This is a genomic window from uncultured Granulicatella sp., assembly GCF_963515615.1.
Classification (GTDB): domain Bacteria; phylum Bacillota; class Bacilli; order Lactobacillales; family Aerococcaceae; genus Granulicatella.
In genome coordinates this window covers 1-18,973 of the sequence record NZ_CAUPZT010000030.1, presented here as the reverse complement: position 1 = coordinate 18,973, position 18,973 = coordinate 1, and the positions used below count along the sequence as shown (strand labels likewise).

The 18,973-nt window shown below is 31.7% G+C and carries 15 protein-coding genes and 1 pseudogene; 15 read left to right on the top strand and 1 reads right to left on the bottom strand.

Features of this window, described 5'->3' with window-relative positions; all coding sequences use genetic code 11:
- From RYL55_RS05985 to RYL55_RS05920, 14 genes and pseudogenes are all read left to right on the top strand, one after another.
- Positions 1–192, top strand: a pseudogene (locus RYL55_RS05985) (ECF transporter S component); the annotation flags it as partial.
- Positions 185–1,393 carry a bifunctional phosphopantothenoylcysteine decarboxylase/phosphopantothenate--cysteine ligase CoaBC gene (gene coaBC / locus RYL55_RS05980; RefSeq protein WP_315008067.1) on the top strand — a complete coding sequence of 403 codons (1,209 nt, stop codon included), beginning with the start codon at positions 185–187 and terminating at the stop codon, positions 1,391–1,393. The pseudogene RYL55_RS05985 and the gene coaBC, both read left to right, overlap by 8 nt.
- 225 nt (positions 1,394–1,618) lie before the next feature.
- The gene (locus RYL55_RS05975) at positions 1,619–2,311 is read left to right on the top strand and encodes a sugar transferase (protein ID WP_315008066.1); all 693 of its coding nucleotides are present in this window, start codon (positions 1,619–1,621) and stop codon (positions 2,309–2,311) included.
- A gap of 27 nt (positions 2,312–2,338) precedes the next feature.
- Positions 2,339–3,553 (top strand): DegT/DnrJ/EryC1/StrS family aminotransferase, encoded by a 1,215-nt coding sequence (locus RYL55_RS05970; protein WP_315008065.1) that lies wholly within the window; start codon positions 2,339–2,341, stop codon positions 3,551–3,553.
- Between the two features lie 23 nt (positions 3,554–3,576).
- The gene (locus tag RYL55_RS05965; RefSeq protein WP_315008064.1) at positions 3,577–5,382 is read left to right on the top strand and encodes a nucleoside-diphosphate sugar epimerase/dehydratase; all 1,806 of its coding nucleotides are present in this window, start codon (positions 3,577–3,579) and stop codon (positions 5,380–5,382) included.
- 61 nt (positions 5,383–5,443) lie between these two features.
- A complete protein-coding gene (locus RYL55_RS05960) occupies positions 5,444–6,457 on the top strand; it encodes a glycosyltransferase family 2 protein (RefSeq protein ID WP_315008063.1) in 1,014 nt (337 codons plus the stop codon).
- A gap of 89 nt (positions 6,458–6,546) precedes the next feature.
- Positions 6,547–7,878 (top strand): LCP family protein, encoded by a 1,332-nt coding sequence (locus tag RYL55_RS05955; RefSeq protein ID WP_315008062.1) that lies wholly within the window; start codon positions 6,547–6,549, stop codon positions 7,876–7,878.
- 26 nt (positions 7,879–7,904) lie between these two features.
- Entirely contained in the window at positions 7,905–8,945 is a 1,041-nt protein-coding gene (locus RYL55_RS05950) for an LCP family protein (protein ID WP_315008061.1), read from the top strand.
- Between the two features lie 26 nt (positions 8,946–8,971).
- Positions 8,972–9,679, top strand: a complete 708-nt coding sequence (locus RYL55_RS05945; protein WP_315008060.1) for a 2-C-methyl-D-erythritol 4-phosphate cytidylyltransferase — start codon at positions 8,972–8,974, stop codon at positions 9,677–9,679.
- Entirely contained in the window at positions 9,680–10,708 is a 1,029-nt protein-coding gene (locus tag RYL55_RS05940; RefSeq protein WP_315008059.1) for an alcohol dehydrogenase catalytic domain-containing protein, read from the top strand.
- 15 nt (positions 10,709–10,723) lie between these two features.
- Complete coding sequence (locus RYL55_RS05935) at positions 10,724–11,557, top strand: phosphorylcholine transferase LicD (protein WP_315008058.1); 834 nt, start codon at positions 10,724–10,726, stop codon at positions 11,555–11,557.
- Entirely contained in the window at positions 11,547–12,671 is a 1,125-nt protein-coding gene (locus RYL55_RS05930; protein WP_315008057.1) for a glycosyltransferase, read from the top strand. The genes RYL55_RS05935 and RYL55_RS05930 overlap by 11 nt, the downstream gene beginning before the upstream one ends.
- Positions 12,672–12,675: 4 nt before the next feature.
- A complete protein-coding gene (locus tag RYL55_RS05925) occupies positions 12,676–14,151 on the top strand; it encodes an O-antigen polysaccharide polymerase Wzy family protein (RefSeq protein WP_315008056.1) in 1,476 nt (491 codons plus the stop codon).
- Positions 14,144–15,178 (top strand): prephenate dehydratase, encoded by a 1,035-nt coding sequence (locus RYL55_RS05920; RefSeq protein WP_315008055.1) that lies wholly within the window; start codon positions 14,144–14,146, stop codon positions 15,176–15,178. Before RYL55_RS05925 ends, RYL55_RS05920 begins: the two co-directional genes overlap by 8 nt.
- A gap of 39 nt (positions 15,179–15,217) precedes the next feature.
- On the opposite strand, the gene RYL55_RS05915 is transcribed toward RYL55_RS05920, so the two are convergent.
- Positions 15,218–16,684, bottom strand: a complete 1,467-nt coding sequence (locus tag RYL55_RS05915; protein WP_315008054.1) for a M protein trans-acting positive regulator PRD domain-containing protein — start codon at positions 16,682–16,684, stop codon at positions 15,218–15,220.
- A gap of 419 nt (positions 16,685–17,103) precedes the next feature.
- On the opposite strand from RYL55_RS05915, the gene RYL55_RS05910 reads away from it, so the two are divergent.
- Positions 17,104–18,973: YSIRK-type signal peptide-containing protein (locus RYL55_RS05910; RefSeq protein WP_315008053.1), on the top strand; the 1,870-nt coding region annotated here is incomplete at its 3' end.

The window sequence follows — 18,973 nt, the reverse complement described above, 5'->3', positions numbered from 1 at the left end:
TTAATTTATTTCCTTGTAGGAAATCAATATGCTGAAAAATTACAAAAAACTCTTGGTGAATTACCAGTATTTTTAATGACCATTGTTGGAACAAATGGTGTTCCGGAAGCTATTGCTTCTGCTATTATTGTACCAGTTGTAGGTGGAGTTCTTTTAAAATTAATGGAAAAACGGAGAATGAAGAATGCTTAATCAAAAGAAAGTAGCTGTGTATGTTACAGGAGGAATTGCAGCATATAAAGCTCTTTTATTTGTAAGATTATTAATAAAAGAAGGTGCACAAGTAAAAGTTGCAATGACTCAATCAGCTTGTCAATTTGTTTCACCTTTAACATTTCAAGTTTTAACAAAAGAAAAAGTAATGGTGGATACATTTGACGAAAATGATCCATCTGTTGTTCAACATATTCATTTTGCAGACTGGACGGAATTGGCAATTGTCATTCCAGCTACAGCTAATACTATTGCTAAGATAGCTCATGGAATAGCAGATAATTTTGTAACAAGTGCATTCCTTGCTACAACTGCTCCTAAAGTAATCGTTCCTGCTATGAATGAACATATGTGGGAAAATCCGGCTACTCTAAGAAATTGTACCCAATTACAAAAAGATGGTGTTATTATGATAGAACCATCAGAGGGATTTTTAGCAGAAGGATATTCAGGGAAAGGAAGATTACCCGAACCTGAGGAAGTTCTTCAACAAATAAAAGAATTGAATTTATTTGAGGAAGAAGACAAGTCACTATTTGAAAAAAAAGTATTAATTACAGCTGGTGGAACAAAAGAAAGAATTGATCCTGTTCGTTATATTTCGAATGATTCTTCTGGGAAAATGGGTTATGCCTTAGCAGAAGATGCTATCAAAAAAGGAGCAGAAGTTATTTTAATCTCTGCAACTACAGCTTTACCTATTCCAAATGGAGTGAAAATGGAGTATGTGGAATCTGCTAGAGAAATGCAAGAAAAAGTGTTGAATTATTTTCCATCAGTAGATATTGCCATTATGGTAGCTGCTGTATCGGATTATCGAGTAAAAGAACCTGCTACTCAAAAAATGAAAAAAACAGATGATGAAGATGAAATTACTTTAACTCTAGTCAAAAATCCAGATATTTTAAAACAATTAGGAAGTTTGAAAAAAGAAGGACAAACAGTTATCGGATTTGCAGCAGAAACGCATCAAGTAATAGAATTTGCAAAACAAAAATTAGTAAAGAAAAATGCAGACTTTATTATTGCCAATGATGTTTCAGATCAAAGTATTGGATTTGGTTCGGATCTGCATCAAGTGACAATCCTTTCAAAAAATGGGGAAGAAATTTTATTGCCAAAAGTTTCTAAACATTTATTAGCAAAAGAAATTTGGAATCATTTAGTTCCAAATTTATAGATTTAAAAGAAAATAGACTTTTCAAATGTAACAAAGTAAAATTTAAGTGTTACTAAGAAAAGTCTTTTTTGTTACCTCAATGAAAAACAAAAGGATGATTATCAAAAATATTAAGAAAAACTCAGAAAACTTTCCTGGTTTTATTAAAAAACTTTGCGAAAGCTATTCCAGTGATGGAATTTGTGCTATAATGATGAAGGTTTATTAGGCATGAGAGGAGTAGATATGAGAACAGAACATCAAATGCCACAGTTTATGAAAAATCATTATACTTTAGAAGCAGTAAAGGTATTAGAAAAGAAAAAAGCGACGTTGGTTTTTAAACGTCTTTTTGATATCTGTTTGTCGTTAATTCTTTTAGTAATATTGTCGCCTGTATTTTTAGTTTTAGCAATTTGTATTAAGCTAGAAGATGGTGGACCTATCTTTTATCGACAGCAAAGAATTACAACATATGGAAGAGTCTTTAGAATTTTTAAATTCCGTACGATGATACTGAATGCTGATAAAATGGGACCACTTGTGACTCAAGATAATGATTCAAGAATTACTAAGATTGGTAAAAAAATTAGAGATTTTAGATTGGATGAAATAGCGCAGTTAATTAATGTTTTGATAGGAGATATGACATTTGTTGGAACTCGTCCAGAAGTTCAAAAATATGTAGATGCCTATTCTGAAGAAATGATGGTTACATTATTATTACCAGCAGGAATCACTTCAAGATCAAGTATTGAGTTTAGAAATGAAGCAGATAAAATTTCTAAATGGATGGAACAAGGATTAACAGCAGATGAAGCTTATATTCAAAAAATTCTTCCAGAAAAAATGAGATATAATATTGATTACATTTCAGAATTAAGTATTACTCAAGATATAAAAGTAATGCTACAAACTGTATTTGCTGTTTTAAGATAGTAAATGAACATTCGGAGGTTAAAAGACATGATTAGAAATATACCATTTTCACCACCAGATATTAGCAATAGAGAAATTGAATTAGTAACAGAAGTGCTTAAATCAGGTTGGATTACAACAGGTCCAAAAACAAAAGAGTTTGAAAGACAATTAGCAACATATTTAGGAACTGGAAAAACAGTGTGTTTAAATTCAGCCACAGCTGCATTGGAATTAGCTTTACGAGTATTAGGAATTGGTGAAGGAGACGAAGTAATCGTTCCAGCTTATACATATACTGCTTCATGTAGTGTGATTGAGCATGTTGGAGCAACTCCAGTATTAGTAGATATTCAAGAAAATCATTATGAAATGAATTATGATTTATTAGAACAAGCGATTACCCCAGCGACTAAAGTCATTATACCAGTAGAATTAGGTGGAGTTCCTTGTGACTATACTCGTATTTTTGAAGTAGTAGAAAAGAAAAAAGATCTATTCTCTGCAAACAATGCCTTACAAGCTCACTTTAATCGAATCATTGTAGTTTCAGATTCAGCTCATGCAATGGGAACTACGATTAATGGCTTATCAATTGCTCAAGTTGCGGACTTTGCTTCTTATTCATTCCATGCAGTTAAAAATTTAACAACTGCTGAAGGTGGTTGCATTACTTGGAATCCTAAGAACGGATTAGATGATGAACAAATTTATCGTGCATTCCAAATTTATTCTTTACATGGACAAACAAAAGATGCCTTAGCGAAGACAAAACCAGGTTCATGGGAATATGATATTGAAATTCCAGGATATAAATGTAATATGGCAGATATTATGGCAGCTATTGGATTAGCTCAATTAGAACGCTACGAAGGAATTTTAAATCGTAGAAAAGAAATCGTACATCAATTAGATGAAGGATTAAAATCTGATGTTATTCAAGTTTTACCACATCAAACAGATCAGTATGAATCTTCAAGACATTTATATATTACAAGAGTAAATGGAGCTTCTTATGAACAAAGAGGTTTGATTATTGAAAAAATGGCAGAGCGTGGTATTTCATGTAATGTACATTATAAGCCATTACCATTATTAACAGCTTATAAAAACTTAGGATTCGATATTAAAGATTATCCTCAAGCTTATCGTTATTTTGAAAATGAAGTGACCTTACCATTACACACTTTACTAACGGACGAAGATATTCAATATATTGTGCGAAACTATAAAGAAGTTGTTCAAGAAGTATTAGAAGCATAGTGGTGGAATAAGGAGAGGTGTAGATGAATAATCGATTAAAAATATTATTATTATTTGTATTAGACTCGATCATCGTGCTAGGTTCTGTATTTTTAAGTTTTAGACTTGTAACAGAAGGCTTAATTCGTAATATCCATGCATTAACAGTTACGGCATTGTTATCATTGACAGCTTATTATGTATTTTCATATTTTCTAAATTTATATTGGAGAGATTGGGAATATGCCAGTGTGTATGAAGTAATAACAGTTGTAAAATGTGTCAGCGCTGCAGTCATTGTTTCAACAATTGCAGGAATTGTCTGGTTTAAAACTTTAGTGACTTGGCAATTTGTGGTTGTGTTATGGCTTTTATTAGTTTGTGCTGTTGGTGGCGTTCGTCTGTCAATGCGTATTTTCAGAGAGTACTTTGTAGATAGTGTTGTTATGGAAAATGCGAAACCAACGTTAATTGTTGGTGCAGGAGCAGCAGGAACTTTATTAGTTCGTCAAATGTTAATGCATCCAAAAATGAGAATGATGCCTGTAGCTTTTGTTGATGATGATCAAGAAAAACAAAGAAAAGATATTTATGGGGTTCGAATTTTAGGAACTACAAAAGATATTGAAAAAATTGTTCAACAGATGGGAATTACTAAAGTTGTTATTGCGATGCCTTCATTACCGAATAAAAAGCTAAATGAAGTATACGATATTGCACGTAAAACTGGAGCAGAATGTGTCATTCTTCCAAATATTGATGAAGTCATGTCAGGAAACTTACATGTACAACAATTAAGGAATGTTGAAATTGAAGATTTACTAGGACGTGATCCAGTTGAATTGGATCAAACGTTAATTGAAAAACAATTACGTGGGAAACGCATTTTAGTAACTGGAGCTGGTGGATCAATCGGTTCTGAAATTTGTCGACAAGTTTCTTCATTCCGTCCAAAAGAATTAATTATTTTAGGACATGGAGAAAATAGTATTTATCAATTAAATATGGAATTGCTTGGAAAATATGCTGAGCATTTTAGAATTACTCCTGTCATTGCGGATGTTCAAGATAGAAAACGTATTTTTGAAGTGATGGAAAAATATCGCCCAGATGTTGTCTACCATGCTGCAGCCCATAAACATGTGCCTTTAATGGAAATTAATCCAAGAGAAGCGGTGAAAAATAATATTTTAGGAACTCGTAATGTTGCTGAAGCTGCGAATCATGCAAAAGTAAAAACTTTTGTAATGATTTCAACAGATAAAGCTGTTAACCCACCAAATATTATGGGCGCAACAAAACGCTTATGCGAAATGATTGTTCAAGATATGGCAACGAAGAGTGATTCAACGAAATATGTAGCTGTACGTTTTGGGAATGTATTAGGATCAAGAGGTTCTGTTATTCCATTATTTAAGAAACAAATTGCTAAAGGTGGGCCAATTACAGTAACTCACCCAGATATCGTTCGTTACTTTATGACGATTCCAGAAGCAGCACAATTAGTCATTCAGGCTGGTTCTCTAGCACGTGGTGGAGAAATTTTCGTATTAGATATGGGTAAACCAGTTCGTATTGTGGACTTAGCGAAAAATCTTATCCGTTTATCAGGTTACAGTGAAGATGATATTGAAATTAAATTTACTGGATTACGTCCTGGTGAAAAGATGTATGAAGAGTTATTGAATGAGGGAGAAATTAATCCAAAACAAATTTTCCCTAAAATTCATATCGGAATTGCAGACAATTCAAAAATTGATCGTGTATATGACTTTATTGAAAAATTTGAAGATTATTCAGAACAAGAATTACATGATGAATTGATTGATATTGCGAATAAAAAGAAATAAAATAGAGAAGGCTGGACAATGCTCCAGCCTTCTTTTCATAAACACAGATTAAGGAGAATTTATGTTAGTTTCAGTATCAATTAGCGCTTATAACGAAGAAAATTATTTACCAGCAATTTTTGAAAGTTTAATCCATCAAACTTACCCTCATAAACAAATTGAAATTGTTTTAATTAATGCGATGTCAACAGATCGTACAAGAAGTTTAATGAATGAGTTTCAAGAATCCTATCAACATGAATTTTATGCGATTAAAATTTTTGATAATCCTAAAAAAACTTTGAATACAGGTTTAAATTTAGGGTTTAAACATTCCGATGGAGATTGTTATTTGAAAATCGATGCACATTCACATATTCCAGAAAATTTTATAGAAAATAATGTAGCAGTAATCCAAACAGGAGAACGAGTTTGTGGTGGAAGAAGACCAACGATTGTTGAAACAGATGATGAATTGGCAAAAACATTACACATCGTTGAAGAATCTGCATTAGGTAGTAGCATTGCTAATTATCGTAAAGGTGATGAGAGTCGTTATGTCGATTCTGTATTCCAAGGAATGTATCATAAAGATGTCGTAGATAAAGTTGGATATTTTGACGAAAAGTTAGTTCGTACAGAAGATAATGAGTTTCATTATCGTATCCGTAAAAATGGATTTAAAATTTGGTATGATACTTCGATTGAATCATTTCAATATATTCGACCAACTTACTCAAAAATGTTAAAACAAAAATTTGGTAATGGTTATTGGATTGGTTTGACGAGTCACGTATGTCGTGAATGTTTATCACTATTCCATTTTGTACCTGGAGTTTTTGTAAGTATATTATTAGCAACGATTTTAGTTGCTGGAATTTCTGCATTACCATTTTTATTATTAGTAAGTATTTATTTATTAGCGATTATTGGATTGTCACTATTTGAAATTTCGACACATCCTTTCCATATTACTCGTTTATTGATTCCATTTTTAATGATTTCTGTACATATTTCTTATGGAATAGGGACAATAAGAGGATGGATTGAAGGATTTTGGTGGAAGAAAAGCTATTTTTCAACTATGGAGGAATAAATTTATTAAAAAGTAGTAAATCTCCTCTCATGAAATGGCGGAATTATGGTATAATGAATTGATTGTAGATAAAAGAGAGGTTGAAAAATTTGAGTAGATTAGAAAATCATGTTCGTAACAAAATTTTGAAAAATAAAAGAAGAAAATGGGCAATATTTTTTGTTGTTCTCGCTGCTACATTTATTACTCTTGCAGGAGTTTATATTCGTGCAAGACTAGCTAAAGTAGAAAATGTTATTCACCAAGAAGTTGAAACGGTCAATCTTCGTGAAAAAGAAATAAAAGATAATGATAGTTTTTCAGTATTATTATTAGGAATTGATAATGGAGCATATGGACGTGGTACGGAAGTAGGTCGTAGTGATACGATGTTAGTCGTAACTGTCAATGAAAAATTAGGAAGGACAACCATTGTAAGTATTCCTCGTGATTCTTATACAGAAATTATTGGATATGGAATAAATGACAAAATTAACCATGCTTACGCATTTGGACAAGAAAAAATGTCTATCAATAGTGTTCAGAATATGTTAAATCTCCCAATTGATTACTATGTAACGGTGGATATGGGTGGTTTAATGGGCTTAGTTGATGCAGTTGGTGGTTTAGATATTACACCAGTATTAACCTTCACATATGAAGGAGAATCCTTTACTGAAGGAGAAGACAGACACGTTGATGGTGAAGCTGCCTTAAGATATGCCAGAATGCGTTATGATGACCCAGAAGGAGATATGGGACGTCAAAAACGTCAACAATATGTGATTCAAAAATTACTAGAAAAACTATTAAATATTACTTCAGTAACTCGTTATGAAGAAATTTTAAAAACATTAGAAAATTCAGTTCGTACGAATTTTACACTTGATAAATTATTATCGATAAAAAATAATTATCCAAAAGCGTTGAAAAATTTTGAAAGTGATAAAATTAGTGGTTCAGGAACAATGATTGGTGGAGTTTACTATTTTGTTGTCCCTGAAGAAGAAAGATTACGTATCTCAAATGTTTTAAGAGAATCTTTAGATTTATCAAAAGTTGAATCATTAAAACATATTGAAACAAATGAGGCACAAATAACACCAGATGTTGAAAAACATCAACCGGTTAGTCAGCCATTTTATCAAGAAGAGGCTGCTGATGAGTATGTAGAGCCAGTTCAACCGGCTCCTGTAACTCCGACGACTCCAACAACACCAACAACACAACAGACTACAAATGTTCAAAATACAACAACAATTCAAAAAGCGGATGATAAAAAAGTTGAGACAACAACAGGTGTTCAAAAAGTACAACCAACAACAGTAGCTCCGACTAAAGTTGAGTCTTCAACGGTTGAAGTCGCACCAGCACCTACAAATACAACTATTGCACCTAAACCAGCTGCAGTAGAAAAATCTACATCAACTAATCAACCATAATAAATAATAGAATTTGAGGAAAGTAAATGGTAGAACATCATGATTTTGGTCTTCGATCCAAAAGAAGACAAAAGAAGAAAAAAGGAAAACTTTTATTTATATTTATTTTAATAACAGCATTATTGGTAGGCACTTCAATCGTATTTGCTGACAAATTAAATTTATTCCACCAAACAATTAATACGATTACTCAAGATGTGGGGAATAGAACTGAAGAAGAAGCACAAGAAATTATTGAAAATGCTAAACCTATTAATATTTTATTATTAGGGATTGATAATGGTGCGTATGGTCGACCAACTGAAGATGGTAGAAGTGATACTATGTTATTATTAACATCGAATCCAAGTGAGAAAAAAGCACAATTATTAAGTATTCCACGTGACACTTATACAGAGATTGTTGGAATGAATTACTATGACAAAATTAATCATGCTTATGCCTATGGACAAGCTAAAATGGCGATTAATTCTGTAGAAAAATTATTTGATACAAACATTGATTTTTATATGGAAATTAATATGTCTGGTTTAATGGAATTTGTCGATGCAGTTGGTGGAATTGAAGTAACTAGTCCTTTAACCTTTACATATGAAGGTCGTTCTTTTGAAGAAGGGAAAAAGGAATTATTAGATGGCGAAAGTGCTTTACGCTTTGCAAGAATGCGTTATGATGATCCAGAAGGAGATTACGGTCGTCAAAAACGTCAAAGAATTGTCATTGAACAATTAGTGAAAAAAATGATGTCCTTTAATTCAATTACGAATTTTGAAAAAATTATGAACGCTGTAAGTAAAAATGTTAAAACGGATATTCCAATTGGAAAAATTATGGCATTGAAAAACACATATGGACCTTCATTTGACCATTTAGAGCAAGCATTTATTGAAGAACGTTCATTGTTATTAACGAATTCAATAGGAGAACAAATTTATTATTCTTATGCTACAGATGAAGAATTATTAGAAAAATCCAATTTAATCCGTGAATATTTAGGTCAAAAACCTGTTAAAACTTATCCATTATTACAACAAAGAGAAAACCTATTTTATTTAACTACACCATAACTACACCATAGAAAGAAGGAAATCAAATGATTTACGCTGGAATACTTGCTGGTGGAACGGGAACACGTATGGGAATTCAAGATATGCCTAAACAGTTTTTAACATTAGGTCAAAAACCAATTATTATGCATACTGTTGAAAAATTCTTATTTGTTCCTGAAATTGATATTATTTATGTAGCGGTTCATCCTAATTGGATGACTTACTTTGAAGATTTGCTCCATAAATATGTTCCGACACAAAAAGAAAAAATTCGTATTGTATCAGGTGGAAAAGATAGAAATGATAGTATTATGAATATTATTCATGATATTCAAGAAAAATCTGATGAAACGACAGATGACATTTTAATTACTCATGATGCGGTTCGTCCATTTGTATCTTATCGTATGATTCAAGAAAATATTGCTGCTATGAAAGAATATGATGTAGCAGATACAGTCGTTCTTGCAAATGATACAATTGTTGAATCTGTCGATGGAAAAGTTATTTCTTCTATTCCAAATCGTACACATATGTATCAAGGACAAACGCCACAAACTTTCAAAATTCGTACATTTGTAAATATTTATGAATCGATGGAAGAAGAAGTAAAACAAATTTTAACAGATGCATGTAAAGTGTTTGTATTAAATAATACTCCTGTTGGACTTGTTCAAGGGGAATATTCAAATATTAAAATTACTACAGTAACGGATTTAAAAATTGCTGAAGCGATGTTGGGAGAGATCTAAGTGATTAATCGAGTTTATCAATTGATTCGTCCGCATTATTTTTCTGTGAAATATGAAGACGTTGAGATGGAGCAAGAAGATACAGTAGTTGTTAGACCAAATTATATTGCACTATGCCATGCAGACCAACGTTATTTCCAAGGGACACGACCACCGAAAATTTTGCAAAAGAAATTACCGATGGCATTAATTCATGAATGTTGTGGAATTGTTGTAAGTGATGCTTCAGGAACATATAAACCTGGAGATAAAGTTGTCATGATTCCAAACCAACCTCCAAAAGAATTTGAAGAGGGAACAGAATTTTATGAAAATTATGTAACTGGCGGATATTTTCGTTCAAGTGGTCATGATGGGTTTATGAGAGAATTTGTCACAATTCCTAAAAATCGTGTGGTTAAATATGAAACAATTCCATCAAAAGTAGCTGCGATTACAGAATTTGTTTCCGTTGGGATTCATGGTATTACAAGAATGAAACAAGTAGCACATTCAAGAAGAAACCGCATTGTGGTATGGGGCTCAGGAAGTCTAGCCTATGTTGTTGCAACACTAGCAAAAGAAAAGTTCCCTGACTCAACGATTATTGTAGTTGGAAAAAATCATGATAAATTACGTTTATTCTCATTTGTAGATGAAGTATATGATGTGAGTGAAATTGAAGATGACTTCACGTTTGATCATGCTTTTGAATGCGTTGGTGGAACGGGAACACAAGAAGCTTATCGAGATATTATTAAACATATTAGACCTCAAGGTACAGTTGTTATGATGGGAGTAAGTGAGTTTGAAGTTCCATTAAATACACGAGATATATTAGAAAAAGGTTTAACTTGGGTGGGTAGTTCACGTTCAGGACGTGAAGATTTTGAAGGAGCCGTTGAAATGATGGAACGTCCTCAAGTACATTCAAGATTGAATTTAATTATTCATGAATCAAATAAAATTCAAGATATCCAAGACATTTATCATTTCTTCGAAGAAGATACTGTTACACCATTTAAGACAGTTGCAAAATGGGATATTTAATAATGAGGTGAAATCATGGAACCACTTCAAGCGAAGTGTTTAGAAATGGCAGAGTATTTCGTTCAATTTTGTAAGGAAAATGATTTACTATGCTACTTATGTGGTGGAGGAGCAATTGGGACTCTACGACATAAAGGATTTATTCCTTGGGATGATGACTTAGATTTCTTTATGCCAAGAAAAGATTATGAAAAATTAGCACAACTGTGGACACAAAAGGCAGATAGTCGTTATCAACTTTCAAAAAGTAATGAAAATTATATCGACCGTAATTTATTTATTACAATAAGAGATACACAAACAACATGTATCAAACCTTATCAACAAGATTTGGATATTCCACATGGATTAGCTTTAGATGTACTTCCATTGGATTATTATCCAGCTAATGGGCTATCACGAAAAAAACAAGTGATAGCTGCTTTAGTCTATTCACTATTTTGTGCGCAAACCATTCCAGAAAAACATGGTGGAATTATGAAATGGGGAAGTCAAACTTTATTAGCACTTGTTCCATCTAAAAAATTGCGTTATAAAATTTGGAAAAAAGCTGAAGCTGAAATGACGAAATATACAAAAGAAGAAAGTGATGGCATTACTGAACTGTGTTCTGGGCCATACTATATGAAGAAGAAGTATCCTATTTCTAGTTTCGAGGATGCATTGTGGCTTCCATTTGAAGAAACGGAATTACCAATTCCTGTTGGGTATGATGCTTATTTAAAAACTGCTTTTGGAGATTATATGACACCACCTCCTGTAGAAAAACAGGTTGCTCATCATGATGCGGTACTCATTGATTTAGAAAAAAGCTATACGCATTATAAAGGTGAATATTATGGCAAGTAAGAAAAAAATACTCTTCTTTTTATGGTCGTTTTCCTTAGGAGGAGGGGCTGAAAAAATTCTATCTACAATTGTTTCCAACTTAGATTTAGAGAAATATCAAATTGATATTTTAGAAATGGAACATTTTGATAAAGGATATGAAGCTGTTCCTGAAGGAGTTAGCATTTTAAAACCGTATAAGAAGAAAAGTTATGGACGATTCATTGATGCCATTTTATGGCGTTTCAGAATTTATTTTCCATATTTAGTGAGAAATTTGCTAGTCCAAGATGATTATGATATTGAAGTTTCTTTTACTATCATGAATCCTGCTTTTCCTTTTTCTAAGAGAAAAGAAGTGAAAAAAATTGCTTGGATACATGGAAGTATCGAAGCCTTTTTGAAAGAAGAACAAGCTCATTATCGTAACAATCATTTTGAACAATTAAGTCATGCAGATAAGATTATTGCCATTTCTAAAAAAACAAGAGAATCGATTGAAACAGTATATCCAATGTTTCAAAATAAACTTCAAACGATTTATAATGGCTACGATTTTACGGCACTTTTGGAAAAATCAGAAGAAACTACTCCAGTTACATTAGAAAAAAATAGTATTTGTGTGATTGGACGTTTGGAAGACTTAAAAGGAACAGATCGTGTGTTAGAAGTCTTTAAAGAATTACAAACTGATGTAAATGACGTTCATTTATACTATATTGGTAGTGGTGAACAAGAGAACTTCTTGAAAGAAGAAGTAGAACGTCTTCAATTACAGGATAAAGTTCATTTCTTAGGTTATCAGAAGAATCCTTATTCTATTTTAAAACAAGCGAAACTTTTATGTTCTTTATCGAAGCAAGAAGGATTTTCAGGAGCCGTTGTAGAAGCAGTGACATTAGGAATTCCTTTTGTTTCCACAAATGTTGGTGGAGCTTTAGAATTATCGAATGAGGGTCAATTTGGAGAAGTGATAGAAACCAATCAAGAAGCTATTGATGCCCTAAAAAAATATATTACTGGAGAAAGAAAAATATCTGAGAATTATTCAGAATTTATCGAACAATTTACAATTGAAAAACAACTGCAACAAATAGAGGAGTTATTTCAATCATCAAAAGAAGAAAGGAGTTAGATAGATGCCGGATTCTTTAAGAAAACTTCATGCAGTACTTACAACTTTTTGCTATGGTTTAGCCATTGCTTTTTATTTGATTTATTTAAATAATAATCATTTAGAAACATTATTATATACAGTTGTGATGGTTTTTATTGCACATACATTATTTTGTTTTCATCATTTAAAGTATCAATTAATTCATGCCTTGTTTTATATGACAATTTTTGTGTTTTTATTTTCAAGACCATTAATTGATTATTTAAGAACTGGAAGTTTTGAAACATACCAACAAGATGCGTATGTATTTACCTTTAATGTCATACTTATTTCTTTATTAGGATTATGGCTAGGCGGAATGATAGGGGTTAGATATTTTACCCGTAAAAAGGAAAAGCCAGTTAATGAAAATTCCTATGCACGTTTGATTTTACAAGTTAGAAGAGTTTCACTAACCGTGTTCCTGTTTACATATCCATTTTATGTATTAAGATTAGTCGAACGGTTAATTTTTAGATTACAGACAACTTATTATGGTTATTATGCAAATTTTACAAGTAAATTACCTTACTTCACTTATTTATTATCAGCATTTATGTTCTATGCATTATGTGTGTATCTAGCAACAAAACCATCTAAAAAAGTATCGATATTTATGCTAGGTTTATATGTTGCAGCAAATATGATTCATTTAGTGATTGGAACGAGAAATCCATTTATTTTAAGTTTATTATTTGCCTTTGTATATTTCTTCATGCGTCATTACTCTGATAAAAAAGAAGTTTGGCTTGGACGTAGAGAAAAAATTGCTCTAGGAATAGGAACTCCAGTCTTAATGCTTGCCATGGGGGCGATGAACTATGTTCGTGATGGAGCAAAATTAAAATTTGACAGCATTTTTGCTTTATTAGTTGATTTTATTTATAAACAAGGAACTAGTTTTGGAGTTTTAGCCAGAGGTTACCTCTATCGTAGTAGTTTACCAATTCGAGAAATGAGAAACTTTACATTTGGACCTATTATCGATTATTTCTATCGTGGTAGTATTGGTATGAATGTATTAGGAACTAAAGCTTTTAAAGCAACAACGAATAGTATTGAATTAGCCTTAGAAAGTAATAGTTATGCTCATAATATTTCGTATCTTGTATTAAAACAACAATATTTAGATGGACATGGTATTGGAAGTAGTTACATGATGGAAATTTATACGGACTATGGTTTTATTGGATTAATGATAGCAAGCTGTATTTTAGGATTTATTTTAATAGCTTTACTGAATTCAGCTTATCGTAAAAATCTACTTGGATTTACGGTCTCGTTATTAGTTCTTGGAAATTTATTCTTTATGGCGAGAAGTAGTTTCTCAGAAAGTTTCTTTAGTTTATTCACAATGCAATTTTGGACAGTCGTTATTGTGATTTTCTTAATGTCCTATTCAATGAAGAAACCAATTTATCATACAACATTAGCAAAGGATGGTTACATAAATGTTTGAAAATTATTCATTAGCTGATTTATTAGCTAATTTAAAGAAAAAGAAAAAGTGGAATGCTATTGCAGTATTCATTTTATTTATTTTAATGGCTGTACCGATGAGTTATAAAGCCATTACGTCAAAATCAGTTGTAAAAAATAATACAAGTTACTCAAGTTATATTATTTATAAAATTAATGCACCAGAAAAAGAATTTAAAACAGAAGCTAATATTAAGAATGATCAATTTAGTTTCTTTTATTCTAAACTAATTAGTTCTAATATGAATGGTGCATATTTATTTAATGATTCAACCGATCAAGAAGTTGCAACATTTGCAGGTGAAATCGCAAGTAATGCCACTCAATTAAGAAATTCAGATGTTGATTTCTGGGAAAAGAAAATTATTGTCACTTCATTAGGGGACTATACAGGAGTTTCGGTAAAAGCATTAACAACAAGTCCAACTTTAAATCAGTTAATTGAGAAAAAAGTGGATGCTTTAATGAATAGTTATAAAGATATTTTTAAAGATGTGACGATTCAAAAATTAAATACAGTAAATTCTCAAGAAGTTGGGGGTAGTGAAACTACAATTTCTAACTTTAATATGAAACAATTAGTTTTAAGAATGGTCATTGTTTTTGTTTTAGCAGGATTCATTGTTATCTTTATCAACTTTGTTTGGTATTTATTTAATCCAACAATGAACCGTACTGGTGATTTCAAAAAATATGATATGCAACAAATCTTTGAAATTGAAAATGCTGAAGTACTCCGTCAATTAATTCGTTATAAAAAAGAAACTTATGGAGAGTTTGCTGTTGTAACTTCAAGTAAAGCAATTGCAAAACAATGGGAGAATAAAATTCAAGATGTAATGATTGAATATGTGGAAGCTTCTAATTTTGAAAGAATTTGTCAATTTGATGCTTACTTATTTGTAGAAGAATTTGGTAAGACTCGTTATGTTGATTTTGAAAAGAAATTACAAGAATTACATAATTTCGATAAAACAATTCTTGGTGTAGCGGTATTTCCATTATAATAAAAAATCTCGTCAGTTATTCTGGCGAGATTTTTTGTTTTAAAATGAATTAGATAATGTATTTAAGTAGTTGACTAATTCCATAATCGTTAAATTATTATGACAAATAAATTCTTTCGTTAAACCTTCAATATAGAAGTTTGCAACTATAATATCATAATCTGTTTGATTTAAAATTTCAGTTGAAAGATCAACTTGAGTCCAATTTTCAAAAATAAAACGATTATTACAATAGTACGAAAGGATTTTTGTTAAAGTAATTGAGAGTGCATGGTCAAAATTACTAATCACTAACACTTTAATAGGAGGACGATTCATTAACAATTGAACGGCAGTATCTTCTCCATGAGTAAATAGGGTATACATTAAGTGATTAATATGTTCGGCTGTATGCGTTCGATTCATGATTTTTAAATATTCAACAATTTCTTCTTTCATAATTTGAAAAACTTCAGAGAAATGAAATTCGAAGTTTTGAATCGTTTTTTGCTTTTGATTAAACAACAGAGGATCTGTAAAAGTCTCTTGGCGTTCTAAATGTACCGTATTATGCATATACCAAATTAAATCATTGCGATTATGAAATTGAATGTGTATTCTATTTTCAATTTTGGATAACATTTCGTCTAATAAACGATATGATTTTTGTGCATAGTCACTATCATTTAAAGAATGATAAAATTCTTCTGGACTTAAAAAGATACTTTCTTGAATAAATGAAATAAAAATTTGAGCTAAAATTTCTGGAGTGATTTCTATTTGAAATTTATTTGAAAAGTAAGTTAACTTTTCTTGTAAATCAGGTAATTGTTCGTATAAGGGAAATACATCATTATAAAAATTATCAGGAATTGGAACAAAATGTTTATTTTTAACACGATAAATTCCAATCATAACCATCCATTTATACATATGAAATATAGCAAATCCCATTGGATAATTTGTTGGTGCATAAAAATATTTTGCGAAGTCATTTAAATCTTCCTCATCAAAATCAGAAAAGGGCCATTCTAGAAAATGATATCGTTCAGAAAAATATTGTGCATAAAAATAACGAATATCAATTTCATTTCCTGTAATAGATAGAGGAGTTAATTGAATTGAAAATTGATAGTGTGGATTACTTTCTTTAACAATTTTACTTACAATTCTATATAGATTAGCTGGAGTGGTGTAAAATGCATTACTAACTTCAGAGATATTTTCCCCTTCGTGGAAAAAGATGTATTCGAGTAATGAAAAAGTCTGTGAATTAATTAAAAAATGACGATAAATATCTTCTATACTAGCTTCTTTAGAAAATTGAGCTCTTATACCATTAGTTGAAGAGTGAATCGTTACTTGAGGAAAGATATCTCTTAATTCTGCTAAATCTTGTTTCAAAATACGTTCTGTACAAAGAAATTTTTCAGCTAAATTTTTTAAATGAATCCATTCATGAGATGTTACTAAAAATTCCATTAATTCTAGTTGTCTTTTTTCTTTTGATGACAATAAATTTCTCATAAAGCCTCCCAAATATTTATGACTTATTAGCTGTAGAATACTATAAAATAAAAAAATAATAAAGGGAAAAATACCGAATATTCTAATTATATAACTTGATTTATAAAGAATATTCATTTATGAGATATAATTTCTTTAACTTTTGTTAGTTATTTAAAGAATGAAGAAAAATCATAAATTTTTCCCTTTAAATGAAAAAAATTAATAGTATAAAAATCTTTCCCTCAGAATGAAAAAAAATAATAGTATAAAAATTCTTCCCTTTTGATGAAAAAATACTAATAGCTAATAGGATTGATTTTTAATAAGTTATAACTTTATACTATGCTCAAAGAGAAAAGAAGTGTGAGTTATAAGGAATAAAACCTAGTTATTTCTACATAATTCTTTTTGATGAATATTAATAGGGGGAGAAAGAAATGGTAAAAGCAAAAAAGGCAAAATGGAGAATAGAGGAGAATACTAGGGAAGGATTTACTCGATATAGTATTCGAAAATATAGTATGGGTGTAGCAAGTGTTGCTGTGTTATCGGGATTTTTCTTTTTATCGGGGATTAGTGTACAGGCTTCAGAGATTGTAGCACCACAACTTCCAAAACAAGAAATGGTATCAAATGTAAATTCACCGACTAGTAGGAATCAAACAAATACAGAGGCAAGTGTTACGAATAAAAATTTATCCAATGATATTCCAAAAGGAATAAATGAGGTAAATGAAGCTAGTATTCAATCATCAACAAGTAAAGAATCAGAAGAAGTTAAAAAAGATAATTTAAAAGAAGAAAACTCTAATTTGAATAGAAGTGCAAGAAGAACGAGAAGTGTTGGAGATAATCCAGATGAAAGAACTACAGCAGAAACATCAAGTCAACCGGCAAGCTCAAGTCAACCGTCAACTTCAGGACAACCAGAAACATCAGAACAACCAGGAAACAGTCAACCAGGAAAATACTTAGGGACAAAAGTTACAGCATATTTTGATAATAATAATAATGGTAAGTATGATGAAGGAATTGATGAATTAATAAGCGAAAAAGTAATTCCACCAGCTGAAAATGGTGCAAATGGAGCGGCTGGTAAAGACGGTCGTAATGGAGCTGAATTATTAAGTGGAATTATAGCGCCAACACCAGAAGATGGTAAAAATGGGGATACTTATATCGATGCTGTTACTGGTGATGTGTATAAGAAAAATAATGGAACTTGGAATAAAATCGGTAATCTTAGAGGACCTCAAGGAGAAAAAGGTCAAAAAGGTGACAAGGGTGAAAATGGTAAAGACGGTAGAGCTCCGAAAATTAAAGTAGATGATATAGTGAAATCTGCTGAATCAGCAGGTGTATCAAGTCGTTCTGGAATTCGAATCACGGTTTATGATGATAAAAATAATAATGATGAATTTGATGAAGGCGATACGGTACTCAATACAAAAGACGTATATAATGGTACAGATGGAAGAAACGGAGTAGACGGACAAACTCCAAAAGTCAAAGCTGTTCGTGATGAAGCGAAAAAACAAACAACCCTAACATTCTACATTGACAAAGATGGAGACGGAAACTACACAGAAGGCACAGATACACTTGTTCAAACATCCATCGTCAAAGACGGACAAGATGGAGCTACAGGAGCAGCTGGACGAGATGGTAAAGAAGTATTAAACGGAAAAGCAGATCCAACACCAAGAGACGGAAAAGACGGAGATACATTCGTAAATACTACCACAGGAGATGTCTTCGTTAAGAAAAACAACACTTGGGAACAAGCAGGAAACATCAAAGGACCAAAAGGGGATAAAGGTGAAAATGGTAAAGACGGCTTCACACCAGAAGTAACCGTAACAGACAACCATGATGGCACACATACTATTACCATCACTCAACCAGAAGGACGCCCAGCCCTAACAACAACCGTTAAAAACGGAGTAGACGGACAAACTCCAAAAGTCAAAGCTGTTCGTGATGAAGCGAAAAAACAAACAACCCTAACATTCTACATTGACAAAGATGGAGACGGAAACTACACAGAAGGTACAGATACACTTGTTCAAACATCCATTGTCAAAGACGGACAAGATGGAGCTACAGGTCAAGCCGGACGTGATGGGAAATCATTAATAACTGTAAAAGAAGGTAAAGAAACAAAAGTTTATCAAGAAGATCCAACTCATCCAGGTCAACCATTAAATCCTGACAGACCTCTTGCAGTCATTAGAGATGGGGTAGACGGAAAAACACCAACTGTAACTGCTGCTCGTAAGGAAGAAGTTGATCATAAGGGAGTAGAGA